General features: G+C 36.5%; 28 protein-coding genes. 23 read left to right on the top strand and 5 right to left on the bottom strand.

All coding sequences use genetic code 11. The features are described 5' to 3' along the window. Positions 1 to 22 precede the first annotated feature (22 nt). Positions 23 to 169, bottom strand: a complete 147-nt coding sequence (locus ACUXEY_RS05070; RefSeq protein ID WP_001247671.1) for a YycC family protein — start codon at positions 167 to 169, stop codon at positions 23 to 25. Positions 170 to 219: 50 nt separating this feature from the next. Here ACUXEY_RS05070 and ACUXEY_RS05065 point away from each other — a divergent pair, with 50 nt between their 5' ends. Beyond that, positions 220 to 948, top strand: a complete 729-nt coding sequence (locus ACUXEY_RS05065; RefSeq protein WP_461300224.1) for a glycerophosphodiester phosphodiesterase — start codon at positions 220 to 222, stop codon at positions 946 to 948. A gap of 49 nt (positions 949 to 997) precedes the next feature. On the opposite strand, the gene ACUXEY_RS05060 is transcribed toward ACUXEY_RS05065, so the two are convergent. Next, entirely contained in the window at positions 998 to 1,231 is a 234-nt protein-coding gene (locus ACUXEY_RS05060; RefSeq protein ID WP_166701851.1) for a DUF2627 domain-containing protein, read from the bottom strand. Positions 1,232 to 1,367: 136 nt separating this feature from the next. Between ACUXEY_RS05060 and ACUXEY_RS05055 the strand changes: the two genes are divergently transcribed. The 18 genes from ACUXEY_RS05055 to ACUXEY_RS04970 all read left to right on the top strand — a co-directional run bounded on the left by ACUXEY_RS05055 (position 1,368) and on the right by ACUXEY_RS04970 (position 19,371). Beyond that, on the top strand, positions 1,368 to 3,440 hold the full coding sequence (locus ACUXEY_RS05055) for a sigma-54 interaction domain-containing protein (RefSeq protein WP_166701852.1): 2,073 nt from the start codon (positions 1,368 to 1,370) through the stop codon (positions 3,438 to 3,440). Positions 3,441 to 3,635: 195 nt separating this feature from the next. Further along, the gene (gene yqiS, locus ACUXEY_RS05050; protein ID WP_166701853.1) at positions 3,636 to 4,535 is read left to right on the top strand and encodes a phosphate butyryltransferase; all 900 of its coding nucleotides are present in this window, start codon (positions 3,636 to 3,638) and stop codon (positions 4,533 to 4,535) included. Positions 4,536 to 4,569: 34 nt separating this feature from the next. Next, a complete protein-coding gene (locus ACUXEY_RS05045; RefSeq protein ID WP_166701854.1) occupies positions 4,570 to 5,670 on the top strand; it encodes a leucine dehydrogenase in 1,101 nt (366 codons plus the stop codon). A gap of 87 nt (positions 5,671 to 5,757) precedes the next feature. Further along, positions 5,758 to 6,861 carry a butyrate kinase gene (buk, locus tag ACUXEY_RS05040; RefSeq protein ID WP_087956897.1) on the top strand — a complete coding sequence of 368 codons (1,104 nt, stop codon included), beginning with the start codon at positions 5,758 to 5,760 and terminating at the stop codon, positions 6,859 to 6,861. Positions 6,862 to 6,865: 4 nt separating this feature from the next. Beyond that, entirely contained in the window at positions 6,866 to 8,287 is a 1,422-nt protein-coding gene (gene lpdA, locus ACUXEY_RS05035) for a dihydrolipoyl dehydrogenase (RefSeq protein ID WP_001051296.1), read from the top strand. 27 nt (positions 8,288 to 8,314) lie between these two features. Continuing rightward, on the top strand, positions 8,315 to 9,316 hold the full coding sequence (gene bfmBAA, locus ACUXEY_RS05030) for a 3-methyl-2-oxobutanoate dehydrogenase subunit alpha (protein ID WP_000852551.1): 1,002 nt from the start codon (positions 8,315 to 8,317) through the stop codon (positions 9,314 to 9,316). 13 nt (positions 9,317 to 9,329) lie between these two features. Continuing rightward, positions 9,330 to 10,313, top strand: a complete 984-nt coding sequence (gene bfmBAB, locus ACUXEY_RS05025; RefSeq protein ID WP_000290071.1) for a 3-methyl-2-oxobutanoate dehydrogenase subunit beta — start codon at positions 9,330 to 9,332, stop codon at positions 10,311 to 10,313. A gap of 15 nt (positions 10,314 to 10,328) precedes the next feature. Further along, the gene (locus ACUXEY_RS05020) at positions 10,329 to 11,645 is read left to right on the top strand and encodes a dihydrolipoamide acetyltransferase family protein (protein ID WP_461300223.1); all 1,317 of its coding nucleotides are present in this window, start codon (positions 10,329 to 10,331) and stop codon (positions 11,643 to 11,645) included. Between the two features lie 340 nt (positions 11,646 to 11,985). After that, positions 11,986 to 13,164, top strand: coding sequence for an FtsW/RodA/SpoVE family cell cycle protein (locus tag ACUXEY_RS05015; protein ID WP_048531028.1), 1,179 nt, complete (start codon positions 11,986 to 11,988; stop codon positions 13,162 to 13,164). A gap of 198 nt (positions 13,165 to 13,362) precedes the next feature. After that, entirely contained in the window at positions 13,363 to 13,827 is a 465-nt protein-coding gene (locus ACUXEY_RS05010) for an NUDIX hydrolase (protein WP_461300222.1), read from the top strand. A gap of 121 nt (positions 13,828 to 13,948) precedes the next feature. Continuing rightward, positions 13,949 to 14,356, top strand: a complete 408-nt coding sequence (locus ACUXEY_RS05005) for a YjdF family protein (protein WP_088097692.1) — start codon at positions 13,949 to 13,951, stop codon at positions 14,354 to 14,356. A gap of 142 nt (positions 14,357 to 14,498) precedes the next feature. After that, positions 14,499 to 14,912 (top strand): BrxA/BrxB family bacilliredoxin, encoded by a 414-nt coding sequence (locus tag ACUXEY_RS05000; protein ID WP_001979317.1) that lies wholly within the window; start codon positions 14,499 to 14,501, stop codon positions 14,910 to 14,912. Positions 14,913 to 15,162: 250 nt separating this feature from the next. After that, positions 15,163 to 15,942 carry a transporter substrate-binding domain-containing protein gene (locus tag ACUXEY_RS04995; RefSeq protein WP_461300221.1) on the top strand — a complete coding sequence of 260 codons (780 nt, stop codon included), beginning with the start codon at positions 15,163 to 15,165 and terminating at the stop codon, positions 15,940 to 15,942. 36 nt (positions 15,943 to 15,978) lie between these two features. Next, positions 15,979 to 16,638, top strand: a complete 660-nt coding sequence (locus ACUXEY_RS04990; RefSeq protein ID WP_306183812.1) for an amino acid ABC transporter permease — start codon at positions 15,979 to 15,981, stop codon at positions 16,636 to 16,638. Next, the gene (locus ACUXEY_RS04985; RefSeq protein WP_048531021.1) at positions 16,631 to 17,353 is read left to right on the top strand and encodes an amino acid ABC transporter ATP-binding protein; all 723 of its coding nucleotides are present in this window, start codon (positions 16,631 to 16,633) and stop codon (positions 17,351 to 17,353) included. The genes ACUXEY_RS04990 and ACUXEY_RS04985 overlap by 8 nt, the downstream gene beginning before the upstream one ends. 100 nt (positions 17,354 to 17,453) lie before the next feature. After that, positions 17,454 to 18,422 carry an aromatic acid exporter family protein gene (locus ACUXEY_RS04980; protein ID WP_461300220.1) on the top strand — a complete coding sequence of 323 codons (969 nt, stop codon included), beginning with the start codon at positions 17,454 to 17,456 and terminating at the stop codon, positions 18,420 to 18,422. A gap of 16 nt (positions 18,423 to 18,438) precedes the next feature. Beyond that, complete coding sequence (locus ACUXEY_RS04975; RefSeq protein WP_063223020.1) at positions 18,439 to 18,999, top strand: L,D-transpeptidase; 561 nt, start codon at positions 18,439 to 18,441, stop codon at positions 18,997 to 18,999. Between the two features lie 132 nt (positions 19,000 to 19,131). Continuing rightward, on the top strand, positions 19,132 to 19,371 hold the full coding sequence (locus ACUXEY_RS04970; RefSeq protein ID WP_076540085.1) for a DUF3894 domain-containing protein: 240 nt from the start codon (positions 19,132 to 19,134) through the stop codon (positions 19,369 to 19,371). Between the two features lie 77 nt (positions 19,372 to 19,448). Here the strand turns inward: ACUXEY_RS04970 and prli42 are convergent, their stop codons facing one another. Continuing rightward, the gene (prli42, locus tag ACUXEY_RS04965; RefSeq protein ID WP_000549038.1) at positions 19,449 to 19,541 is read right to left on the bottom strand and encodes a stressosome-associated protein Prli42; all 93 of its coding nucleotides are present in this window, start codon (positions 19,539 to 19,541) and stop codon (positions 19,449 to 19,451) included. Between the two features lie 189 nt (positions 19,542 to 19,730). Between prli42 and ACUXEY_RS04960 the strand changes: the two genes are divergently transcribed. Then, positions 19,731 to 20,276, top strand: a complete 546-nt coding sequence (locus ACUXEY_RS04960) for a GNAT family N-acetyltransferase (protein ID WP_002008488.1) — start codon at positions 19,731 to 19,733, stop codon at positions 20,274 to 20,276. A 126-nt stretch (positions 20,277 to 20,402) separates the two neighbouring features. Next, complete coding sequence (locus ACUXEY_RS04955) at positions 20,403 to 21,521, top strand: tripeptidase T (RefSeq protein ID WP_429599941.1); 1,119 nt, start codon at positions 20,403 to 20,405, stop codon at positions 21,519 to 21,521. 44 nt (positions 21,522 to 21,565) lie between these two features. Here ACUXEY_RS04955 and ACUXEY_RS04950 read toward each other — a convergent pair whose 3' ends face one another. Beyond that, the gene (locus ACUXEY_RS04950) at positions 21,566 to 21,766 is read right to left on the bottom strand and encodes a hypothetical protein (protein WP_166701859.1); all 201 of its coding nucleotides are present in this window, start codon (positions 21,764 to 21,766) and stop codon (positions 21,566 to 21,568) included. Positions 21,767 to 21,907: 141 nt separating this feature from the next. On the opposite strand from ACUXEY_RS04950, the gene ACUXEY_RS04945 reads away from it, so the two are divergent. Then, positions 21,908 to 23,146 (top strand): DNA polymerase IV, encoded by a 1,239-nt coding sequence (locus ACUXEY_RS04945; RefSeq protein WP_461300219.1) that lies wholly within the window; start codon positions 21,908 to 21,910, stop codon positions 23,144 to 23,146. A gap of 258 nt (positions 23,147 to 23,404) precedes the next feature. Here the strand turns inward: ACUXEY_RS04945 and ACUXEY_RS04940 are convergent, their stop codons facing one another. Next, positions 23,405 to 23,656, bottom strand: coding sequence for a DUF3932 family protein (locus ACUXEY_RS04940; protein WP_097950618.1), 252 nt, complete (start codon positions 23,654 to 23,656; stop codon positions 23,405 to 23,407). Between the two features lie 189 nt (positions 23,657 to 23,845). On the opposite strand from ACUXEY_RS04940, the gene rnz reads away from it, so the two are divergent. Then, positions 23,846 to 24,769, top strand: a complete 924-nt coding sequence (rnz, locus tag ACUXEY_RS04935) for a ribonuclease Z (RefSeq protein WP_048531005.1) — start codon at positions 23,846 to 23,848, stop codon at positions 24,767 to 24,769. The last annotated feature ends 353 nt before the right edge of the window (positions 24,770 to 25,122 follow it).

The raw sequence follows: 25,122 nt of genomic DNA, 5'->3' as shown, positions 1-25,122 counted from the left end.
AGTCCTGCAAAACAGGACTGTATTATTCTTCGTCTTTATTTTGTTTTTCTAATTCAACTAACTTTTGAATTAAAATGTGCTGCGGCATATGCATAAGTTGTTCAAGTGGAACACCTAATGCTTTTGATAGGCGGACTGCAGTGTCTGGAGAAATTTGTAATGGTCTCATAGAAGTACCTCCTTTTTCGTATAGTATAGCATAAGATTGGGGGAGTGAGGATGACTCTTATATTTGCACATCGTGGTGCAGCAGGAACATACCCAGAAAATACGATGATTTCATTTGAAGCAGCGGAATCTTTTAGAGCAGATGGAATTGAACTTGATGTTCAATTAACGAAAGACGGAAAAGTTGTCGTCATTCATGATGAAACAGTGGACCGGACAACGAATGGAAAAGGTGCGGTTCGAAATTATGTATATGAGGATTTATGTAAATTAGATGCGAGCTATAAATTTGGTGATAAAGTAGGTTTTTGTAAAATACCACTTTTAGAAGAAGTATTACAATGGATTGAAAAAACAGAGTTGCTACTTAATATTGAACTTAAAAATAATAAAATTCCATACAGAGGTTTAGAGGAGGAAGTTATAACGCTTGTACGGAAATTTAATCTAGAAGATCGTGTTATATTTTCTTCATTCAATCACTACAGTATGAAAAGGTGTCATATGATGGCTCCTGATATTCAAACAGCGATTTTATATCGCGAAGGTTTGCATAGTCCGTGGGCGTATGCGAAAAAAATGGGCGCTACAGCAGTACACCCTAATTATCGTTATCTTCAAGATGCCATTGCCGAATTAACGATGGAAAGTGATGTAGAGGTTCGCCCCTATACAATTAATGAAGAAACACTTATGCTGAAATATTTTGGTATGAATATTTCAGCAATTATTACTGATTACCCTGAAACGGCAAGAACGTTATTGCCAATAAAAAAATGAGACCGCGTGTAACGGTCTCGTTTTTTTATTTATAAACAGTGAGGCCTTCCTACCTTTTAAAGCGAGCTTGTACTTTATTTCGTTTACGGTCTCGGTGTAAGACGAAACCACCAAAAATATAAAACCCGAGCCCGAAGCAGAGAGCGCCAATTAAAAATTGTAACCATAGTATAGAGAGTGGAGGAAATAGAATCCCGAATACAGTATCTCTCATTAACTTAATGCCAAACACAGCTAATGAAATAGGGATGAGTGCTAATAATAGAGCAAGGTAACGCTGCATATAAACTCTCCTTTTCAGATTATTTCGTTTATTCCAATGATGTTATATGAAAAGGGGGTTTGTCAAGAGGGGGCTGAACGAGTAAGATAAGGGTGTGAAAAATTTTGCAGAGATACTTCGAGAGGAAGTGTAATATATGAGACAAAAAGTTTTAATTGTTGGTGCAGGTGAAGGTGGCAGTACACTGCTGAATCTGTTGCAAAGTTCGAATATATTTCAAATTATAGGGATTATTGATATAAATCCGATAGCAAAAGGGTTACAAATGGCTAAAGAATACGGGATTACAATTGGAGAGAGTGTAACGCCGTTTCTTTCTATGCACATTGATGTAATGTTTGATATGACAGGTGACACTGATTTACATAAAGATTTATTAAAGAAAAAGCATAAAGATACTCTTCTTATACCAGGTGATATTGCGAAAATTGTTACGAGATTAGCACATGAGAAGGAAGATTTAATTGGAAAGTTAGAAGAACAAACGCTACAAGGTGATTTAATTTTAAATTCTACGCATGACGGTATGATTGTAATCGATCGAGATGGACAAGTTCGTCTATTTAATAAAAGTGCAGAGCGTATTATCGGGTATAAAAAAGAAGATGCGGTAGGGAAATATATTTTAGAAGTCATTCCGACGAGTAAGTTGCTTCGTATTATACGTACGAAACAAATAGAAGTGAATTATGAACTGACATTAGAGAATGAAAAGAAAATTATTACAACCCGTATTCCGATATTAAAAGAGGGAGGAGAAGTACAAGGGGCATTTGCGATTTTTAAAGATATAACAGAGGTTGTAGATCTTGCGGAAGAAGTTACAGATTTAAAAGAGATTCAAACGTTACTTGAGGCGATTATCAACTCGTCTGAGGAAGCCATTTCGGTCGTGGATGAAAAAGGACGAGGATTAGTAATTAACCCTGCGTATACGAAATTAACAGGTTTAACAGAAGAGGATATTATTGGGAAACCAGCTACAACTGATATTGTAGAAGGTGAAAGTATGCATATGAAAGTACTTCGAACGCGTAGGGCGGTACGAGGAATACATATGAAGATTGGACAAAAAAAGCGAGATGTAATTGTAAACGTAGCACCAGTCATTGTGGATGGAATCTTAAAAGGTAGCGTCGGTGTAATTCGTGACGTATCAGAAATTCAAAAGTTAACAAATGAATTGAATCGAGCAAGGCAAATTATCCGAACGTTAGAAGCAAAGTATTCGTTTGATGACATTGTCGGAAATTCAGATGAAACAACGGCCGCTATTGAACAGGCGAAACTTGGCGCGAATACACCAGCAACAGTATTGCTACGCGGAGAATCTGGAACGGGTAAAGAATTGTTTGCACATGCTATCCATAATGGAAGTAACCGAAAATATAATAAGTTCGTTCGTGTAAACTGTGCAGCTATTTCGGAGACGTTGTTAGAAAGTGAATTATTCGGCTATGAGGAAGGTGCATTTTCTGGTGCGAAAAGAGGCGGAAAACGTGGATTCTTTGAGGAAGCGAATAACGGTAGTATCTTTTTAGATGAGATAGGAGAATTGTCTGCAAATACACAAGCGAAACTCCTTCGTGTGTTGCAAGAAAAAGAGATTGTAAAAGTTGGTGGAACGAAAGCGATCCCTATCAATGTCCGAGTAATTGCAGCAACGCACGTGAATTTAGAAAAGGCTATTCTAGAAGGAGAGTTTAGGGAAGATTTATATTATCGATTAAATAAAATTCCAATTCAAATCCCGTCTCTGCGTCAGCGTAAAGAGGACATACCATCAATTGCAGAAAGATTAATTCAAAAAATTAATCAAGATTATGGCCGAAATATAGAGGGACTCACTAATTCAGCTATTTCGTATTTACAATCATATGAATGGCCAGGGAATGTGAGGGAACTTGAAAATATTTTGGGGAGAGCTATTATCTTTATGAATTATAACGAGACCTATATTGATGTACACCATTTACCGCCATTACATAACGAAGAGCAGGTGGAATCAAAGCAAGCTCATTTATTACCAGAGTTAGAAGAAAAGCCACTTGAACATTTAGTGACGGAGTTTGAAGGGAATATCATTCATGAATATTTAGAGAGATTCGGTGGAAATAAAACACAAACGGCAAGAGCGTTAGGAATTTCGGTTCGAAATTTATATTACAAGCTAGAAAAGTATGAGTGTGCAAAAAATAGCATGCAATAAATTGCATACCGTGCAATTTATTGCATGGTATACAAAATACGACAAAAATAGACAGAATCTTTTGTTATTTTCCAAAGTATTGATTTTACTGCATTTTGAATGCGTTTTCATTATTGGTAAGACCACTTTTAAAAGTTGGCACGGTATTTGCTTTATAAAAAGACGAGGGACGACGGAAAGGGTTGATTACAAAATATGAAGTTAGAACACTTAATTGATCAAGCAGCAGGACAGCCTAAAAAAACTGTGGCTGTAGCAGTAGCTGAAGATCATGAAGTAATTGAAGCTGTAGCAAAAGCAATTACATTACAGCTAGCTCAATTTCGTCTATATGGAAATCAAGAAAAAATAATGGGGATGCTACAAGAACATAGTTTACAAACTTCAGAACATATTGAAGTAATTGCAGCACAGTCAAGTGCTGAGGCTGCAGAACTTTCTGTGAAAGCTGTAAGAAATGGCGAAGCAGATGTGCTTATGAAGGGAAACATCCCAACAGCAAATATTTTGAAAGCTGTATTAAATAAAGAGTGGGGACTTCGTAAAGGTAGCGTACTTTCACACGTTGCAGCATTTGAAGTTCCGAATTACGATCGTCTAATTTTTGTTACGGATGCAGCGATGAACATTGCACCTGATGTAACACAGAAAGCTGCTATTATACAGAATACTGTAGAAGTTGCCCAGGCAATAGGAATTGATTTGCCAAAGGTAGCACCAATTGCAGCGGTAGAGGTTGTGAATCCTGCGATGCAAGCAACAATTGATGCAGCGATGTTAACTCAAATGAATCGCCGCGGACAAATTAAAAATTGTGTCGTTGATGGGCCACTTGCTTTAGATAATGCAGTATCACAAATTGCAGCAGAACATAAAGGCATAGTAAGTGATGTAGCAGGTAAGGCAGACATTTTACTCGTCCCAACGATTGAAGCTGGAAATGTGCTATATAAATCACTCGTCTACTTTGCTGATGCAAAAGTAGGAGCAATGATTGCTGGCGCAAAAGCACCGATTGTTTTAACATCTCGTGCTGATTCAGCAGAAACAAAAGTATATTCATTAGCATTGGCAGTTGCGACTGCTTCAAAATAAACCAAATAGGGTAAAACATTAGGGGGAAACGACAATGGCATTAGAAATCTTCGAATACTTAGAAAAATATGATTATGAGCAAGTAGTATTTTGTCAAGATAAAGAATCTGGTTTAAAAGCAATCATTGCAATTCATGATACAACACTTGGACCAGCTCTTGGTGGAACAAGAATGTGGACATATGATTCTGAAGAAGCGGCGATTGAAGATGCATTGCGTCTTGCAAAAGGGATGACATACAAAAACGCAGCTGCTGGTTTAAACTTAGGTGGTGCGAAAACAGTAATTATCGGTGATCCACGTAAAGATAAGAGCGAAGCGATGTTCCGTGCGTTAGGACGTTACATTCAAGGACTAAACGGACGTTACATTACAGCTGAAGATGTTGGTACAACAGTAGATGATATGGATATTATCCATGAAGAAACTGACTTCGTAACAGGTATTTCACCATCATTCGGTTCTTCTGGTAACCCATCTCCAGTAACTGCATACGGTGTGTATCGTGGTATGAAAGCTGCTGCGAAAGAAGCTTTCGGTACTGATAATTTAGAAGGAAAAGTAATTGCTGTTCAAGGTGTTGGTAACGTAGCATATCACCTATGCAAACATTTACACGCTGAAGGAGCAAAACTAATCGTTACAGACATTAATAAAGAAGCTGTACAACGTGCAGTAGAAGAATTCGGTGCAGCTGCAGTTGAGCCAAATGAAATTTACGGTGTTGAATGTGATATTTACGCACCATGTGCATTAGGCGCAACAGTTAATGACGAAACTATTCCACAACTGAAAGCAAAAGTAATCGCAGGTTCTGCAAATAACCAATTAAAAGAAGATCGTCACGGCGACATCATTCATGAAATGGGTATTGTATACGCACCAGACTATGTAATTAATGCAGGTGGCGTAATTAACGTAGCAGACGAGTTATATGGATACAATAGAGAACGTGCATTAAAACGCGTTGAGTCAATTTATGACACAATTGCAAAAGTAATCGAAATTTCAAAACGCGATGGCATTGCAACTTATGTAGCAGCAGATCGTTTAGCTGAAGAGCGCATTGCAAGTTTGAAAAACTCTCGTAGCACATACTTACGCAACGGTCACGACATTATTAGCCGTCGCTAATCATTCATATATTACTTTTACAAAAGGTGTGGTTACCTCTTATGAGGTTTCCACCTCCTTTTGAATTTATTAGTGGAGGTAGCAACAGTGTCTTTAAATCGAATTCTTGTTATTAATCCGGGTAGTACATCCACAAAAATTGGTGTTTTTGATAATGAAAGACCTGTTTTAGAAGAAACTATTCGCCATGATGAAGAACAGATTGGAAAATATAAGCGAATTATCGACCAATATGAGTTTCGTAAAGAAACGATCTTAGAAGTTCTACATTCTCACGGTATTAATATTTCAAAGTTAAACGCAGTTTGTGGACGCGGGGGATTACTTCGTCCAATCGAAGGCGGAACATACACAGTAAACGATTCAATGTTAGAAGATTTAAAAAATGGGTTTAGCGGTCATCACGCTTCAAACCTTGGGGGCATTTTAGCTTATGAAATTGCTTCTGGATTAAATATTCCGGCATTCATTGTAGATCCTGTCGTTGTAGATGAAATGGAGCCAATTGCTCGTATAAGCGGTATTGCTGGTATGGAACGTAAAAGTATTTTCCATGCATTAAATCAAAAAGCAGTTGCTCGTAAAGTGGCTGAAGAATTAAACCACAAGTACGAGGATTTAAATTTATTAGTTACACATATGGGCGGCGGTATTACAGTTGGTGCTCATAAAAAAGGAAAAGTTATCGATGTCAATAATGGTTTAAATGGAGAAGGACCATTTAGTCCAGAGCGTGCGGGTACAGTACCAGTAGGACAATTAGTTGAAATGTGCTTCTCTGGTGAGTATTACCGAGACGAAATGGTTAAAAAACTTGTCGGACAAGGTGGACTTGTAAGCCTCATCGGTACAAATGATGCGATTAAAGTAGAACAAATGGTTGAAAAAGGTGATCCTGAAGCAACTCTTATTTATAAAGCAATGGCATATCAAGTTGCAAAAGAAATTGGCGGAGCTAGCGCTGTACTTCACGGGAAAATCGATGCAATCGTATTAACTGGTGGACTTGCTTACAGTAAAATTCTTGTTGATGAAATAAAAGAACGAGTAGACTGGATTGCAGATGTTATCGTACATCCAGGAGAAGATGAATTACAAGCATTAGCAGAAGGAGCGCTTCGTGTACTACGTGAAGAAGAAGCTCCAAAAGAATATGTTGTACGTGAAAAAGAAACGGTAGCTAGGGGTTGAGATAATGGCAAAAGAATATGATTTAGTCATCGTTGGCGGCGGTACTGGTGGATATGTTGCTGCTATTCGTGCATCACAACTAGGTTTAAAAACTGCACTTGTTGAAAAAGAAAATCTTGGTGGTACTTGTTTACACAAAGGATGTATTCCTAGTAAAGCTCTTTTACGTAGTGCGGAAGTATATGCAACTGCTAAAAAAAGCGAAGAGTTCGGGGTTATTGCAAGTAATGTAGAACTAAACTTTGCGAAAGTACAAGAGCGTAAAGAGAAGATTGTAACGCAACTTCATAAAGGCGTTCAACACTTAATGAAACAAGGTAAAATTGATGTGTTTGAAGGTATTGGCCGTATTCTTGGCCCATCTATTTTCTCTCCGATGCCAGGGACAATTTCAGTTGAACTTGCAAGTGGAGAAGAGAATGAAATGTTAATTCCAAAAAATGTACTTGTTGCAACAGGTTCTCGTCCGAATTCATTACCAGGTTTAGAATTAGACGGAGAGTACGTAATGTCTTCCGATCATGCCCTAAAAATGGAAACGCTTCCTAGTTCGATTATTATCGTAGGTGGCGGTGTAATCGGTATTGAGTGGGCATCTATGCTTGCTGACTTCGGTGTAGAAGTTACAGTATTAGAATATGCGAAAACGATACTACCACTAGAAGATCAAGACGTTTCAAAAGAAATGCAACGTCTATTTAAGAAAAAAGGTATTAAAGTGGTAACTGGTGCAAAAGTATTACCAGAAACATTGGTAAAAGATAATGGAGTAACAATTCAAGCTGAACATAACGGTGAGAATAAAGAATTTAAAGCAGAAAAAATGCTTGTATCTGTAGGACGACAAGCCAATACGCAAAATATTGGTTTAGAGAATACGGATATCGTTGTGGAAAAAGGATACATTCAAACAAATGAGTTTTATCAAACGAAAGAATCTCATATTTACGCAATCGGTGATGTAATCGGTGGTTTACAGCTTGCTCACGTTGCTTCTCATGAAGGAATTGTTGCAGTAGAACATATTGCTGGTAAAGAAGTTACACCAATTGATTATTCTATGGTATCAAAATGCGTATATAGCAGTCCGGAAGTTGCTTCTGTCGGTTTAACAGAACAAGAAGCGAAAGAAAAAGGCTATAAGTTAAAAGTAGGGAAGTTCTCATTCCGTGCAATCGGAAAAGCACTTGTATACGGCGAATCAGATGGTTTCGTAAAACTTGTAGTTGATGAAGAAACAAATGACATTCTTGGTGTTCATATGATTGGACCACATGTAACAGATATGATTTCTGAAGCTGGTCTTGCAAGAGTACTTGATGCAACACCGTGGGAAGTAGCACATACAATTCATCCGCATCCATCATTATCTGAGGCGATTGGTGAAGCAGCATTAGCTGTAGATGGAAAAGCGTTACACGCATAAAAATGTGGATTTAGGAGGTTATGAAAAATGGCAGAAGTAAAAGAAAAGCGCCATGAAGAGCTTGGCTTAAGTGATGAGCAAGTATTAGAAATGTTCCGTACGATGTTACTTGCACGTAAAATTGACGAACGTATGTGGTTATTAAACCGCGCTGGTAAAATTCCATTCGTAATTTCTTGTCAAGGACAAGAGGCGGCACAAGTTGGAGCAGCATTCGCTCTTGATAGAGAGAAAGATTATGCATTACCGTACTACCGTGATATGGGCGTTGTACTAGCGTTTGGTATGACAGCTAAAGAGCTTATGTTGTCTGCTTTCGCGAAAGCTGGAGATCCAAACTCTGGTGGTCGTCAAATGCCTGGTCACTTCGGTCAAAAGAAAAATCGTATTGTGACAGGATCATCTCCAGTAACAACGCAAGTACCACATGCAGTTGGTATTGCATTAGCTGGAAAAATGGAAAAGAAAGATTTAGTAACGTTTGTTACATTCGGGGAAGGTTCTTCTAACCAAGGTGATTTCCATGAAGGTGCAAACTTTGCTGGCGTACACAAACTACCTGTTATTTTCATGTGTGAAAATAATAAATACGCAATCTCTATTCCAGTTGAAAAACAATTAGCATGTAAAAATGTATCAGACCGTGCAATTGGTTACGGTATGCCTGGATATACAATAGACGGAAATGATCCGCTTGCAGTATATAAAGCTGTAAAAGAAGCAGCAGACCGCGGCCGTCGTGGTGAAGGTCCAACTTTAATTGAAACAGTATCATATCGTTTAACAGCACATTCTAGTGACGACGATGATCGTGTTTATCGTGATAAAGAAGAAGTAGAAGAAGCGAAGAAAAAAGATTCAATTATAACATTTGCTGCTTATTTAAAAGAAGCTGGCGTGTTAACTGAGGAATCTGAAAAACAAATGTTAGACGAAATTATGCATATCGTAAATGAAGCAACAGAATATGCAGAAAATGCTCCGTATGCAGCACCTGAAGATGCATTGAAGCACGTATACGCAGAATAGGGGGGAACGTTTCATGGCTGTAATGTCTTATATTGATGCTATTACATTAGCAATGCGCGAAGAAATGGAACGCGATGAGAAAGTATTTGTTTTAGGTGAAGATGTTGGTAAAAAAGGTGGCGTATTTAAAGCGACACACGGTTTATATGATCAGTTTGGTGAAGATCGTGCGCTTGATGCACCGCTTGCAGAATCTGCAATTGCTGGGGTAGCAATTGGTGCGGCAATGTATGGTATGCGTCCAATCGCTGAAATGCAGTTTGCTGATTTCATCATGCCAGCAGTAAACCAAATTGTTTCTGAGGCAGCAAAAATTCGTTATCGTTCTAATAACGATTGGACTTGTCCAGTTACAATTCGTGCGCCATTTGGCGGAGGTGTTCACGGTGCATTGTATCATTCACAATCTGTGGAAGCGATGTTTGCAAACCAACCTGGTTTAAAAATCGTTATCCCTTCTACACCATATGATGCAAAAGGCTTACTAAAAGCTGCAATTCGTGATGAAGATCCAGTATTATTCTTTGAGCATAAACGTGCATATCGCTTAATTAAAGGTGAAGTGCCAGAAGATGATTACGTATTACCAATCGGAAAAGCAGATGTAAAACGTGAAGGTGATGATATTACTGTTATCACATACGGATTATGTGTTCATTTTGCTCTTCAAGCAGCTGAAAAGTTAGCACAAGATGGCATCTCTGCACACATTCTTGATTTACGTACTGTATATCCATTAGATAAAGAAGCAATCATTGAAGCTGCTTCTAAAACAGGTAAAGTTCTTCTTGTAACAGAAGACAATAAAGAAGGAAGTATTATGAGTGAAGTGGCAGCAATTATTGCTGAAAACTGTCTGTTTGATTTAGATGCGCCAATCGCACGTCTTGCAGGTCCAGACGTTCCAGCAATGCCTTATGCACCAACAATGGAAAAATTCTTCATGGTAAATCCAGATAAAGTTGAAAAAGCAATGCGTGAACTTGCGGAATTTTAATCGGGGGGACTATACATGGCTGTAGAAAATATTACAATGCCTCAGCTCGGGGAGAGCGTTACAGAGGGTACAATTAGTAAATGGCTTGTTAATGTTGGCGATCACGTAAATAAGTATGATCCGCTTGCAGAAGTAATGACTGATAAAGTAAATGCTGAAGTACCATCTTCTTTCACTGGTATTGTGAAAGAGTTAATCGCTGGTGAAGGTGATACGTTAGCTGTAGGTGAAGTAGTTTGTGTTATTCAAGTAGAAGGCGCAGATGAAGTAGCAGCAACCGCTGTTGAGGAAAAAACAAAAGAAGAACCAAAGGCAGAAGTAGCTACGTCTGAAAAAGCACCGAAAGCAAAACAACCAACTGATGGAAAACCTCGTTTTTCACCAGCTGTGTTAAAACTTGCGGGTGAGCATAACGTTGATTTAGATCTAGTGGAAGGTACGGGAGCAAATGGCCGTATCACTCGTAAAGATATTTTAAAGCTAGTGGAATCTGGAAACATTCCGCAAGCAGGTGCGAAGAAAGAGGAAGCGGTAGCAGCAGTAGTAGAAGCGCGTCCAGAAGCACCAAAAGCAGCGCCGGTAGCACAAAAAGTAGAAGCTGCGAAACTAGTTTCTGTACCAACAATGCCTGGCGATATCGAAATTCCAGTAACAGGTGTGCGTAAAGCAATCGCAGCGAACATGTTACGTAGCAAACACGAAGCACCACACGCTTGGATGATGATTGAAGTAGATGTGACAAACCTTGTGTCATACCGTAATTCAATTAAAGGTGATTTCAAAAAGCGTGAAGGCTTTAACTTAACGTTCTTTGCTTTCTTCGTAAAAGCAGTAGCACAAGCGTTAAAAGAGTATCCTCAAATTAATTCAATGTGGGCTGGCGATAAAATCGTTCAGAAGAAAGATATTAACCTTTCTATCGCTGTTGCAACAGAGGACGAACTATTTGTACCAGTAATTAAACACGCAGACGAGAAGACAATTAAAGGCATCGCTCGTGAAATTACAGAACTTGCAGGAAAAGTACGTACGAAATCGTTAAAAGCGGACGAAATGCAAGGCGGAACATTTACAATTAATAACACAGGATCATTTGGTTCTGTTCAATCTATGGGTATTATTAATTACCCACAAGCGGCTATTTTACAAGTTGAATCAATTGTAAAACGTCCAGTAATTATGGATAATGGTATGTTCGGTGCTCGTGACATGGTTAACTTATGTTTATCACTTGATCACCGTGTACTCGATGGCTTAATTTGTGGTAAGTTCTTAGGACGTGTAAAAGAAATTCTAGAAAATACGTCAGAAAATAATACATCTGTATATTAATAAAAAGCTCGCTTATGCGGGCTTTTTATCATCTTATTTCTTCGTTTTCATCCTACTATATGTACATCACTTTTCCCAGCAATCTTACAATGAACGAGTATGTATTAGGAATTTACGAAAATACATTGCTGATATATGGTATATAGATATAAAATAAGAAAAGAATAATTTTTTTGGCAAATCTTACTGATGAAACTGTAGTATAATATATTGTATTGTATGAAAAAGAGAGTTATTCTATATAAGTGTTTTATAGATAATGTGTAATCAGTCGTCAAAACATGAAGAATGTTGACTCCTGGTTTTTTATTTTGCTGTAACAATGTTTCAGGAGGATGTCATGAAAAGAAGTACCGAGTTTCTAAAAAGTTTAGATGTAAAATTAATATTAATTTTGTTTGCACTATGTGTTACGAGTATAGCTGCTATATATAGCAGTCAGCAAACTGGCCAATATGGAGAGGCAAACTTTGCGATGAAACAGGGTTTGAACTACATAATTGGGGTCGTATTGTTATTGCTTGTTGCAAGCATTGACTTAGATCAATTACAAAAATTGTCTTGGCCACTGTATATCGTTGGATTTGCGTCACTTATTCTTTTGAAAATACTACCGGTTTCCACTTTCACACCTGAAAAATTAGGTGCAAAAAGATGGTTTGTATTTCCGTTAGTTGGACAAATTCAACCATCTGAGTTTTTCAAAATTTCATTGCTTCTCGTAGTAGCAAGTATAGCAGTGAAACATAATGCGCAGTATATGGCAAGGACATTCCAAACGGACTTAAAATTAGTAGGTAAAATTGTGCTAGTATCCCTTCCGCCTATGGCTGTTGTATATAGCCAACCGGATACAGGGATGGTGTTCTTATACGCTGCTGCAATTGCATGTATTTTATTTATGTCAGGTATTCAGAAGAAATTGATAGCGTTATGTACAGTTATTCCGGTGACCGTATTATCTACGTTAATATTTATTTACGTAAGGTATGAGGATTTCTTCTTTAATAATTTAGTTACGTTACTAAAACCTCACCAACAATCACGTATTGTAGGTTGGTTAAATCCATTTGAAAATGCAGATCAAGGTTATCAAACACAGCAATCGATTTTAGCTGTAGGTAGTGGTGGTATGGAAGGAAAAGGATTTGGCGAAGGGAACGTCTATATACCTGAGAAGCATACTGACTTTATTTTTGCTACAATTGCCGAAGAAGGTGGATTTATCGTAGCCGCGTTAGTTGTATTCTTGTTCCTATTACTACTATATCGAACAATTATTATTGGTTATTCTGCTGATAATTTATTCGGTACATTATTATGTGCGGGAGCAATTGGAATATTAACGGTTCAAATATTCCAAAACATCGGTATGATCGTTGGATTAATGCCTGTAAAAGGGATTGCATTACCGTTCTTATCGTATGGGGGAAGTTCCTTGTTCTCGAATATGATTATGATGGGGCTCATATTATCGGTACGGAAAACGTATAAAAAGTATATGTTTTCTGTTAAGTAAAAAAGCTGGTTCGTGTAAATACGAACCAGCTTTTTTACTTATATGCTCTTAAACGTTTCAAACTATAATAGACTTGCAGTTTGGGATGTAATGAAGCACATAAAATAAATATTTTGTTAAAAAAATGAAAAATATACGCATTTTGTCGTTTCATACATATGATACAATAGTGTGGACAACGAAAAAGGAGGCGATACGATGGGATATGTAGAAGAATTACGAAAAATAGTTGGTCATCGCCCTTTAATTTTAGTTGGTGCTGTTGTACTCGTTATAAATGAAAATGGATATGTATTATTGCAGCAAAGAACAGAGCCTTACGGAAAATGGGGGCTGCCTGGCGGGTTAATGGAGCTTAGTGAATCACCAGAAGAAACTGCTTGCCGTGAAGTATACGAAGAAACAGGAATAGAAGTGAAGAACCTGCGATTAATCAATGTGTTTTCTGGAGCGAACTATTTTACAAAATTAGCAAACGGTGATGAATTTCAATCTGTAACGACCGCTTATTATACGGATGAATATGATGGAGATTTTGTTATGAATAAAGAAGAATCGGTTCAGCTTACATTCTTCCCACTAACAGAACTACCTGACTATATTGTAGGATCGCATAAAAAAATGATTGCGGAATATATGAAGATTATGGAAAAAAAGATATAATAATAGTGAAAGAAATACAAAAACACAGTTCTGGTTGGTAGTCCAGACGCATGATTTCATGTCAGTAACCTTCCCCTCCGGGATGTCCCGTATTTCTAATTTTTTTAAGGAGGGGCTGTCAATGGAGTTGACAGTATATCACGATGGCCAATTTTTTGTTGGGATCATTACATGTAAAGAAAAAGGAAAATTGTATGGAGCAAGGTATATTTTTGGAACAGAGCCGTCAGACGAAGAAATACTTATATTTGTAAATGGTCCAATGTTAGCGTATTTTCAGCACTTTGCAAAATGTGGCGTGGAAGTGAAAGAAAAAACGCGTCCCAAAAATATAAAGCGTATCATACGACAAGTAGCAAAAGAAGTAAATGTAAACCGTTTTACTAAGGCACAAGAGGCAATTAGCTTATCCTATGAACTGCATAAACAAGAAAAGAAAGTGCAATCTAAGGAGAAGCGTGAGGCTGAAAAACAAAGAAGACGTTTAATCAAAGTACAAAAAGCAAAGCAAAAACATCGTGGTCATTAAGAAAAGGTGTTAGAGCCCTGCTCTAACACCTTTTCTATACCCAAATACAAGTAAACTTACTTGTATTTCATAAACATTAGCTGGTAAGATACAAATAGGTAGTTTTAGAGGAGGGAAAAGATTGATTAATTTTAACTTTTTTATGAATGATGTTGTCCGCCAAGCGCGTGAAGAGATTGTCTCTGCTGGATATACAGAACTGACGACGCCAGAAGCAGTAGAAGAAGCGTTTAAAAGAAATGGAACAACACTTGTAATGGTAAACTCTGTATGTGGTTGTGCAGGTGGTATTGCTCGTCCTGCTGCTGCGCATTCTGTACATTATGATAAACGTCCTAACCATCTTGTAACGGTGTTTGCAGGTCAAGATAAAGAAGCAACAGCAAGAGCTCGTGAATATTTCGAAGGGTATCCACCTTCTTCTCCATCATTTGCTTTATTAAAAGATGGAAAAATTGTAACGATGGTAGAGCGTCATGAAATTGAAGGTCATGAACCGATGCAAGTTATTGCAAAACTTCAATCTTATTTCGAAGAGAATTGTGAAGAACTATAAAATAAACGAAAAGGCGGTACGTCCACAATTAAGTGGGTGTACCGCCTTTTTTATTTAGTATTAAAATTTATGGGATATGCATAGTTGTGTTGTTTTATGCATCATTTTATACATTGGAAACGTTATTAATATTGTTATTTAATTTATTTTTATTTTATATATTGCATAAAAATAAAAGTACTGATACAATACAAACATCGAATAAATATTCTATTAAACTTTTAAATATACATTATTAGGGGGAAGAAAGATGAAGAAGTTATTATCAATATCGTTTGCACTTATTTTAGTTGTAAGTATGTTCAGCGCTTGTAGTAAGGGGGAAGAAAAGGCTACTGGAAAAGATAAAAAAGTATTGGTTATGGGGACTTCAGCAGATTATAAACCATATGAATACGTAGAAGCTTCAAAAAGTGATGAAATTATCGGCTTTGATGTTGATGTTGCTAAATATATCGGAAAAGAACTTGGTTATGAAGTGAAAGTGAAAGATATGGATTTTGGTGGTTTATTAGCATCTCTTAGCTCAGGAAAAGTTGATTTTGTAATGGCAGGTATGACGCCAACTGCAGAGCGTAAAAATAATGTTGATTTCACAGATATTTATTTCGTTGCGAAAAACATGGTCGTTTCTAAAAAGGATTCTAACATTCAATCTGTAGAGGATTTAAAAGGGAAAAAAGTAGGGGTACAAACAGGATCTATTCAAGAAGAGAAAGCAGCAGAATTTAAAAAACAAGTAGATTTCAAAGTTGAGGGACGTGACCGTATACCAGAAATTGTACAAGAAATTAAAGCTGGTCGTTTTGACGCTGCAATTATAGAAGACACAGTTGCTAAAAATTATTTAGAAAAAATGAAAGAATTACAAGGAATTGAAATTAAAGAAGCACCAGAAGAAGTAGGAGCAGCAATTGCCCTTCCGAAAAACAGTGATAAAACAGCTGAATTTAATAAAGTAATTAAAAAAATGCAAGAAAATGGAGAAATGGATAAATTAGTGAAGAAATGGTTTGGCAGCGAAAAATAAGCTGCCTTTCACTTTTCTCTGAGGGGAATGAAAAGAATGAACTTAGATTTTTCGGCGATTACGCCTTCGATACCATATATACTAAAAGGTCTAGAAGTTACTTTGAAAATTGTAGCAGTATCAGCGCTAGTAGGATTTATTTTAGGAATGTTATTAGCACTTTGCAAAATTGCTAGAATACGAGCGTTAAATATAGCGGCAGATCTTTATACATCAATTTTCCGTGGTACACCACTTGTATTGCAATTAATGATTATTTATTTCGGTGTCCCGCAAATAATTGGTTATGAAATACCAGCATTCGTAGCAGCAGTATTAGCATTTAGTTTGAATTCAGGTGCATATATGTCAGAAGTAATCCGCGCGGGCATTCAAGCGGTTGATAAAGGACAAACAGAAGCAGCAATGGCTTTAGGGGTTCCTTATGGGAAAATGATGCGAAATATCATTTTCCCTCAAGCATTAAAAAATATATTACCAGCGCTTGTGAACGAGTTTGCGACACTTACGAAAGAATCGGCTGTAGTAACAGTAATAGGAGCGACGGATTTAATGCGCCGTGCTTACATTGTAGGCGGTGAGACGTTTAAATATCTTGAACCATTACTTTTTGTTGGACTCATTTATTATATGTTAGTCATTATTCTTACATTAGTCGGGAAGGCAATTGAAGGGAGAATGAAGAAAAGTGATTAAAATTGAAAACCTTCATAAATCATTTGGAAAAAACGAAGTATTAAAAGGAATTACAACAACGATTGAAAAAGGGGAAGTAGTAGCAATTATTGGACCGTCTGGATCAGGGAAATCAACATTTTTACGTTGTATGAATGTGCTAGAAGCACCGACAAATGGTCACATTTGGATCGGAACGGAAGAAGTAACGAATCCGAAAACGAATATTATGCACGTTCGTGAAAATGTTGGAATGGTATTTCAGCATTTTCACCTATTTCCTCATATGACTGTATTAGAAAATATTACGTATGCTCCTATCAATGTAAAAGGAGTAACGAAACAAGAAGCTGAAAAGAAAGCCGAAAAACTTTTAGAAAAGGTCGGTTTATTAGATAAAAAGGATACGTACCCGAATCGTCTTTCGGGAGGACAAAAGCAACGTGTAGCAATTGCGAGAGCGTTAGCGATGGAACCAGAAGTGATGTTATTTGATGAACCAACATCAGCACTAGATCCAGAGATGGTGAAAGAAGTGTTAGAAGTTATGAAATCATTAGTTACGACAGGAATGACAATGGCCATTGTTACACATGAAATGGGATTCGCAAAAGAAGTAGCAGATCGTGTTCTCTTTTTAGATGGTGGAAAACTTGTAGAAGATAGTGCGCCAGCACAATTTTTTGCAGCACCGAAAAGTGAACGTGCGCAACAATTTTTACAAAAAATATTGTAATCTGTAAAGGTTACGTGAATAATAAGTAGAAAAGGATGACATTGTGTCATCCTTTTTTTATACTAACTGTAAATACGTTTATACATATAGGAGCAATGCTATGTTCAAAATTGGATACCGTACAGTAAAAACAGCAATAGGGACAGGCGCAGCAGTTTTTATTGCTCAGTTATTAGGATTAGAATTTTATAGTTCAGCGGGTATTTTAGTTATATTATGTGTACAAAATACGAAACGTAAATCACTTCAAGTGTCGTTACATCGTTTTTTAGCTTGTGTATTATCAATGGTATTCGCGTTTTGTATTTTTGAAACAATTGGCTATACACCACTTGCAATTAGTATATTATTGCTTACATTTATTCCGACTGCAGTTATGCTCAAAATTCAAGAAGGTATTGTCACGAGTTCAGTTATTGTGATGCATCTATATTCATTGAAACAAATTACATGGCTTATTGTTGGAAATGAAATTGCGATATTAACGATAGGGATTAGTGTGGCTTTATTAGTGAATATGTATATGCCAAGTAGTGAAAATAAGCTAAAAGAGTATCAGGATACAATAGAAAGTAATTTTAAAACAATTTTGTTTGAAATGGTCGTTTATTTACGAAACAGAGAAAGTAATTGGAGCGGGGCAGAACTTATTGAAACTGAAAATATGCTAAATGAAGCAAGGGATTTATCGTTTAAGAAACTTGAGAATGCATTTATGCGAGAAGATGACTATTACTATCGTTATTTTAATATGCGCATGCAACAATTCGAAATTTTAGAGCGGATGATACCATTAGCAGCTTCTTTATCATGGACATATGAACAAGCTGACATGATTGCGGATGTGGTTGAAAATATTGGCAATGCCATTAGTCCTGAGAGTACAGGGGTTATCTCCTTAAGACAGCTTCAAGAAATGAGAGAATTATTTAGGGACATGCCATTGCCGGTTACACGCGAGGAATTTGAGATACGTGCGAAACTTGTTCAACTTGTATATGAAATGGAGCAATATTTACTCATTAAAAGCCGCTTTAAGGGAAAGGATAATATAAAAGAACTTATATAGAAGGTAGGAATTATTTATGCCGTATCTTCTCTCTTTCATATTATGTCTTTCTTTATCGCCCATTTGGCCTCTCGGTGATAATCCGCGTGCCGGAGATCCTTTTATTATTGTAAATAAAGCGACGAATAAACTAGCTTATATTGACGATGGGAAGATTCAAAAGGTTTTTCCAGTCGCGACAGGGAAAACAAATGAATTAACCCCAGAGGGAACTTTTGATATTGTAATGAAAGCAAAGGATCCATATTATATTGCGAAGAATATTCCAGGGGGATCACCGAAAAATCCACTTGGATCTAGGTGGATGGGATTTAATGCTAGAGGAACTGACGGGAGTAAGTATGGAATACATGGAACAAACCAACCAAGTTCAATTGGAAAGTATATTTCACAAGGATGTATAAGAATGAAGAAAAACGATGTGGAGTATTTATTTGATCGCATTCCAATTGGAACGAAAGTATGGATTGTGAAGTCGAAAAAATCATTTCAGCAATTGGCAAAAGAAAAAGGAGCCATTGCATATGAAAAAGCCAACGAAAAGGTTGGCTTTTTCTATTGTAATAAGTTGTCTTGACATGTGTACATAACCATGAGTTAATGGGAGTATAGAAAGATAAAATGAAACTTTAATCAGTGGGAGGTTATTCCCCGCTGAATACCAGCCCTCACCAAGCGGGGTGAAAAATTAGATAAAGGGGTTGCTCATATGTACTTGAATCCAAAGATTTCGTATATGCAGTTTTTTATGGGATTTCTATTTGTTGTTACATTCATGTTGGCAACTTTTAATATATGTTCTTATCTTGTAGCGCTTGTATGTATGGCATTACTTAATCTTACTTTTGTTATTGGGGCATTTCAGCAGAAACAGTATACAAGTTTTATAATAGCACTTGTAATGTCATTTTCTTTTAGTATTGTAGCGGTTGTGCTTTATATAAAATAAACCATCTCGATATCGAGATGGTTTATTTTGTTATATTATGTGTGAAAAGTAAAAAAAGGACGAACACATCGTCCTTTTTACCAAAACATACTCGCACCAGCAAGTAATGTTGTTACAAGCATAGAAATTAGCATTACGTAAATCATAACTTTTTGAGCTTTTTTATGCATCGTTAAGCCTCCTTGCAAATCAGTACAATATCATTGTAACGAGAAATGATATTGTGGACAAGGGGAGAGAAGTGACAAAATTCGAGAAGTGCGTGTAAAGTATAACAGGAAATTTGTATGTATGTAGAGAATATATAAGGATGATAGATTATAAGTTTTTTGTTATGCAAGCTGAAGAATGGAGATACGATGATGAAAATATATGAAACAAATCGTTTACATTTAAGGGAAATCGATGAGTCGTATGCTGAAAAAGTTCTTCAATATTACGACAGAAATCGTGAATTTTTAAAAGCTTGGGAAGAGTATAGACCGGATGATTTTTTTACGTTAGATTATCAAAAGAAAAAGTTACAAAAGGATAGAAAAGAGTTCGCAGAAGGGAAAATCATCAGGCTTTGGATTTTTAAAAAGGGTGATGATACGAAAATAATTGGATGTATTTCATTTAATTTAATTGTTCGCGGAATTTATCAATCTTGTGTACTCGGCTATAAATTAGATAAGGCAGAGTTAAACAAAGGTTATACGACAGAAGCGCTTAGAAAAGCAATTCAAGTTGCTTTTGAGGAATTTCAATTACATCGTATAGAAGCACCGATTATGCCACGAAATTTAGCATCTATACAAGTAGTGACGAAGATAGGCTTTCAATATGAAGGCGTGTCTAGGAAGATGTTAATGGTTAATGGAGTGTGGGAAGATCATATGCGCTGGGTATTGTTAAATGAGTAGTAGAAAGCAGATGGTTATCTAGACATATAAACCGTCTGTTTTTGTCTTGTATTTCGAAACTTTTGCGAAATTCTGTTATAATTAATAGTGTTACATACATAATGGTAGTGCAGGAGGCGCAGTCTTATGATTAATCAAGAACGTTTAGTAAATGAATTTATGGAATTAGTACAAGTAGATTCTGAAACGAAATTTGAAGCAGAAATTTGCAAAGTATTAACAAAGAAATTTACAGATTTAGGTGTAGAAGTATTTGAAGATGACACAATGGCTGTTACTGGGCATGGTGCAGGTAACTTAATTTGTACATTACCAGCAACAAAAGATGGTGTTGATACAATTTACTTTACTTCTCATATGGATACAGTAGTTCCTGGTAATGGAATTAAGCCTTCTATTAAAGATGGATATATCGTATCAGATGGTACTACGATTTTAGGTGCGGATGATAAAGCAGGATTAGCATCGATGTTCGAAGCAATCCGTGTTTTAAAAGAGAAAAATATCCCTCATGGTACAATTGAATTTATTATTACAGTTGGAGAAGAATCTGGTCTTGTTGGTGCAAAAGCATTAGATCGTGAACGCATTACAGCGAAATACGGTTATGCATTAGATAGCGATGGAAAAGTTGGTGAAATCGTTGTTGCAGCTCCAACACAAGCGAAAGTGAATGCGATTATTCGTGGGAAAACAGCTCACGCTGGTGTAGCACCAGAAAAAGGTGTATCTGCAATTACTATCGCAGCGAAAGCAATTGCGAAGATGCCACTTGGTCGTATTGATTCTGAAACAACTGCAAATATTGGACGTTTTGAAGGTGGTACACAAACGAATATCGTTTGCGATCACGTACAAATTTTTGCAGAAGCGCGTTCATTAATCAATGAAAAAATGGAAGTACAAGTTGCGAAAATGAAAGAAGCATTTGAAACAACTGCAAAAGAAATGGGCGGTCACGCAGACGTTGAAGTAAACGTTATGTACCCAGGATTTAAATTTGCTGATGGCGACCACGTTGTAGAGGTTGCAAAACGTGCAGCAGAAAAAATTGGTCGTACACCTTCCCTTCACCAAAGTGGTGGCGGAAGTGATGCAAACGTAATTGCAGGACACGGTATTCCAACAGTTAACTTAGCGGTTGGTTATGAAGAAATTCATACAACAAACGAAAAGATCCCTGTTGAGGAATTAGCGAAAACAGCAGAATTAGTTGTCGCAATTATTGAAGAAGTAGCGAAATAATGTAATAGAAAAAGCGTGTAAATCATAATTGATTTACACGCTTTTTATTTTGATTCGATTGCTTTTACAAGGCGGATAAGCCAATATAAGAAAATCCATGGCAGTATAGCAGTTGTTGCAATGCCTAGTAGACTTGGAAGGATCCCGGCTACGTTAATATCAAAAATAGGGAGTAGTAAATAGTTAATTAAGATGATTAATATAATAATGAGAAATGTATAGTTGAGTTTACTGTGTGATTTCATAATAAATCACTCCTTTTACAAAAATATCCATACTCATATTAAGTATAGCAAAAGTAAGGATAAAAAGAATAAGTAATTTATTATATTGTGCATGAATTTGGTATAATGAAGGAACAAATGTTCTTTGAAGGAGTGAGTACTATGCGAGAAATGTATCCGAAAAATGGTCGTGTTATTTTACATATAGATATGAATTGTTTCTTCGCATCTGTTGAAATTGCTCATGACCCATCATTACAAGGAAAGCCGTTAGCGGTTGCTGGAAATGAAAAAGAAAGAAAAGGAATCATCATAACATGTAGTTATGAGGCGAGGGAATTTGGGATACGTACGACGATGCCTCTTTGGGAAGCGAAAAGGTTATGCCCGCAATTAGTTGTAAGGCGTCCTAATTTTACATTATATCGTGAAGCTTCATTTCAAATGTTTCAAATCCTTTCCCGTTTTACGGAAAAAATACAACCAGTCTCTATAGATGAGGGATATTTAGATATTACAGATTGCTACGCACTCGGTTCGCCTCTTGAAATAGCAAAGATGATTCAACAAGCATTATTAGCAGAGTTACAGCTACCCTGTAGCATTGGAATTGCTCCAAACCTTTTCCTAGCAAAAACAGCTTCTGATATGAAAAAGCCCCTCGGGATTACTGTGCTTCGAAAACGAGATATTCCAGAAATGATTTGGCCACTTCCGGTTGGAGCGATGCATGGAATTGGAGAAAAAACAGCTGAAAAATTAAACGATATTCATATACAAACAATTGAGCAGTTAGCAAAAGGGAACGAACATATCATTCGCGCTAAAATTGGAAAGCATGGTGTTGATTTACAAAGGCGGGCAAAAGGTGTGGATGATAGGGAAGTTGATCCGAGTCAAATGGGACAACATAAAAGTGTCGGTAATTCGATGACTTTTTCAAAGGATATGGATGAAGAGAAAGAATTACTTGATATGCTAGAACGGCTATCCAAGTCAGTGAGTAAAAGATTACAAAAGCGAACCCTCGTCAGCTATAATATTCAAATTATGATTAAATATCATGATAGGCGCACAGTAACGCGGAGTAAGCAATTGAAAAATGCCATTTGGGAAGAACGAGATATTTTTCAGGCTGCATCTCGTTTATGGAAGCAACATTGGGACGGTGATTCCGTTCGTTTACTAGGTGTGACAGCTACTGAAATAGAGTGGAAGACAGAATCGGTGAAACAATTAGATTTGTTTTCATTTGAAGAAGATGCGAAAGAAGAGCCGCTACTTGCTGTCATCGATCAAATTAATGATAAGTATGGAATGCCGATTTTACAACGAGGTAGTCAATTATTACGTAAGCAAGAAAAGTCTTTTCAGCAAAAATTAGAAAATAAGTTTATGTAGAAGGTTTCATGAAGCTGTAAATATCATGGCACCTTTTATTTTTAAAATTAATTATGAAATTTTTTACTATAAAGTTTTTATAGAAAACAAATGGTTTCTTTTGCACTACAAGCAAAAGAGTTATTGAATAAATCAAGTGAAAAGATAATTTTAGATGCGTTTGATCGAAGTATGTATACAGATTTTTGGACGGAATATGATTATTTGTTAAATAAGTATAAATAAAAAAGCACTGTAACCAGTGCTTTTTATGATAGGTTAAGAGATTGTATGATTTTCAAAAATAACAATTTCTGAACTGTTTGTTGTTGAAACGCGTTGTGCGTAATATGTTAAAGCTGAAGAAATATATGTTGGTAACGAATCATTTGTATGTGTTGTTGTATATTCATGGATTAATTCTTTCAAAGTCGTCCATTCTAATTGTGCTGGGTGATCTGACACGAAAGAACTTACCCAGCGATCAAATGAAGATGAAAAATCAGTTTGTAAACGAAATGCTTCTTTCATAATAAAACGCTCCCTTAAAATGTAGTATAATCATTTTAACACAAAACACGAACGATGGCTAAGTTTTTCGAGTATAACGTTCGTTTTATATAGTTGTCTAGATGATTGGTTATGTAAATTCGATTTGCCATTTGAAATAACATTCCGTAAGATGAAAGGTAGATTATATAAAGAGCTGGAGGAAAGAAAGTGGAATTTGTATTTTTAGGAACTGGTGCAGGTGTTCCTTCGAAAGGAAGGAATGTTTCAGCAATTGCTTTGCAATTGTTAGAAGAACGAGGACAGACTTGGTTATTTGATTGTGGCGAGGCGACGCAACATCAAATATTACATACATCAGTACGCCCACGCCGCATTGAAAAAATATTTATTACGCATTTACATGGTGATCATATTTTTGGCTTGCCTGGTTTATTAGGAAGCCGTTCATTTCAAGGAGGGACTACACCTTTAACGGTGTACGGACCAAAAGGAATTAAACAATTTATTGAAGTAGCATTATCAGTAAGTACGACACATGTAAAATACCCACTTGAAATTGTTGAGATAACAGAAGAAGGTACTGTGTTTGAAGATAATGAATTTCATGTGGAAACGAAAAGGTTGTCACATGGTATTGAATGTTTTGGGTATCGTATTATAGAGAAAGATATACAAGGTGCCCTTTTAGTCGATAAATTACTGGAGATGGGTGTGAAACCAGGTCCACTCTTTAAACGTTTAAAAGATGGAGAAGTAGTTGAATTAGAAAATGGTACGATACTAAACGGAAAAGATTTTATCGGCCCACCTCAAAAGGGAAGAGTTATTACCATTTTAGGTGATACAAGATATTGTGAAGCGAGTAGAGAGCTAGCACAAGACGCTGACGTACTTGTTCATGAAGCAACTTTCGCGGCAGAAGATGAACAACAAGCGTATGATTATTTTCATTCCACATCTAAGCAAGCTGCGAGTATTGCACTTCAGGCAAATGCAAAACGTTTAATATTGACTCATATTAGTTCTCGTTATCAAGGAGATACATATAAGGAATTATTGAAAGAGGCAAGAGAGCTATTTTCTAATACGGAAATAGCTACGGATTTGAAATCATTTCCAGTGGAAAGATAATAATGGTATGAAAAAATGGCGACAAGAGGTTGCCATTTTTTTATTTCTAAAAAAAATTAAAAATAAAACTGTTATCATTTTATACTTATATGGGATGAAACAGAAAGTTTTAATGATGTGAAGAAATAGGATAAAAATACATAGTACCGATGGTTTAGAAAAACTGTTATATAAGTCAGACGACATACGAGTAGTACAAATGGTAAAAACAGATCTTTATTCAGAACTTTTAAAATTCAACAAAAGTAAGCGTTTTATTAAAAACAAGCTATAATGAGGGCAGATTATAATTTATCCGCTATTTGTGGGCTAATAATCAGTGGGATGGACAAAATCCCTACTAATTAAAGTTT

The organism is Bacillus sp. F9_6S_D1_P_5, from assembly GCF_054823925.1.
Note: the sequence above shows the minus strand (reverse complement) of the source record. Positions and strands in the feature narration are given on the sequence as shown.

What these genes read in the sequence shown, in the direction of transcription:
- ACUXEY_RS04975 (WP_063223020.1), top strand. Translation starts at nt 18,439, where the DNA reads ATGCCGTATCTTCTCTCTTTCATATTATGTCTTTCTTTATCGCCCATT.
- ACUXEY_RS04995 (WP_461300221.1), top strand. Translation starts at nt 15,163, where the DNA reads ATGAAGAAGTTATTATCAATATCGTTTGCACTTATTTTAGTTGTAAGT.
- ACUXEY_RS04980 (WP_461300220.1), top strand. Translation starts at nt 17,454, where the DNA reads ATGTTCAAAATTGGATACCGTACAGTAAAAACAGCAATAGGGACAGGC.
- ACUXEY_RS04945 (WP_461300219.1), top strand. Translation starts at nt 21,908, where the DNA reads ATGCGAGAAATGTATCCGAAAAATGGTCGTGTTATTTTACATATAGAT.
- ACUXEY_RS05010 (WP_461300222.1), top strand. Translation starts at nt 13,363, where the DNA reads ATGGGATATGTAGAAGAATTACGAAAAATAGTTGGTCATCGCCCTTTA.
- ACUXEY_RS05045 (WP_166701854.1), top strand. Translation starts at nt 4,570, where the DNA reads ATGGCATTAGAAATCTTCGAATACTTAGAAAAATATGATTATGAGCAA.
- ACUXEY_RS04960 (WP_002008488.1), top strand. Translation starts at nt 19,731, where the DNA reads ATGATGAAAATATATGAAACAAATCGTTTACATTTAAGGGAAATCGAT.
- ACUXEY_RS04990 (WP_306183812.1), top strand. Translation starts at nt 15,979, where the DNA reads ATGAACTTAGATTTTTCGGCGATTACGCCTTCGATACCATATATACTA.
- ACUXEY_RS04940 (WP_097950618.1), bottom strand. Translation starts at nt 23,656, where the DNA reads ATGAAAGAAGCATTTCGTTTACAAACTGATTTTTCATCTTCATTTGAT.
- ACUXEY_RS05055 (WP_166701852.1), top strand. Translation starts at nt 1,368, where the DNA reads ATGAGACAAAAAGTTTTAATTGTTGGTGCAGGTGAAGGTGGCAGTACA.
- ACUXEY_RS05020 (WP_461300223.1), top strand. Translation starts at nt 10,329, where the DNA reads ATGGCTGTAGAAAATATTACAATGCCTCAGCTCGGGGAGAGCGTTACA.
- ACUXEY_RS05005 (WP_088097692.1), top strand. Translation starts at nt 13,949, where the DNA reads ATGGAGTTGACAGTATATCACGATGGCCAATTTTTTGTTGGGATCATT.
- ACUXEY_RS05065 (WP_461300224.1), top strand. Translation starts at nt 220, where the DNA reads ATGACTCTTATATTTGCACATCGTGGTGCAGCAGGAACATACCCAGAA.
- yqiS (WP_166701853.1), top strand. Translation starts at nt 3,636, where the DNA reads ATGAAGTTAGAACACTTAATTGATCAAGCAGCAGGACAGCCTAAAAAA.
- ACUXEY_RS05060 (WP_166701851.1), bottom strand. Translation starts at nt 1,231, where the DNA reads ATGCAGCGTTACCTTGCTCTATTATTAGCACTCATCCCTATTTCATTA.
- ACUXEY_RS05070 (WP_001247671.1), bottom strand. Translation starts at nt 169, where the DNA reads ATGAGACCATTACAAATTTCTCCAGACACTGCAGTCCGCCTATCAAAA.
- ACUXEY_RS04970 (WP_076540085.1), top strand. Translation starts at nt 19,132, where the DNA reads ATGTACTTGAATCCAAAGATTTCGTATATGCAGTTTTTTATGGGATTT.
- bfmBAA (WP_000852551.1), top strand. Translation starts at nt 8,315, where the DNA reads ATGGCAGAAGTAAAAGAAAAGCGCCATGAAGAGCTTGGCTTAAGTGAT.
- ACUXEY_RS04950 (WP_166701859.1), bottom strand. Translation starts at nt 21,766, where the DNA reads ATGAAATCACACAGTAAACTCAACTATACATTTCTCATTATTATATTA.
- prli42 (WP_000549038.1), bottom strand. Translation starts at nt 19,541, where the DNA reads ATGCATAAAAAAGCTCAAAAAGTTATGATTTACGTAATGCTAATTTCT.
- bfmBAB (WP_000290071.1), top strand. Translation starts at nt 9,330, where the DNA reads ATGGCTGTAATGTCTTATATTGATGCTATTACATTAGCAATGCGCGAA.
- lpdA (WP_001051296.1), top strand. Translation starts at nt 6,866, where the DNA reads ATGGCAAAAGAATATGATTTAGTCATCGTTGGCGGCGGTACTGGTGGA.
- ACUXEY_RS04955 (WP_429599941.1), top strand. Translation starts at nt 20,403, where the DNA reads ATGATTAATCAAGAACGTTTAGTAAATGAATTTATGGAATTAGTACAA.
- ACUXEY_RS05000 (WP_001979317.1), top strand. Translation starts at nt 14,499, where the DNA reads ATGAATGATGTTGTCCGCCAAGCGCGTGAAGAGATTGTCTCTGCTGGA.
- ACUXEY_RS05015 (WP_048531028.1), top strand. Translation starts at nt 11,986, where the DNA reads ATGAAAAGAAGTACCGAGTTTCTAAAAAGTTTAGATGTAAAATTAATA.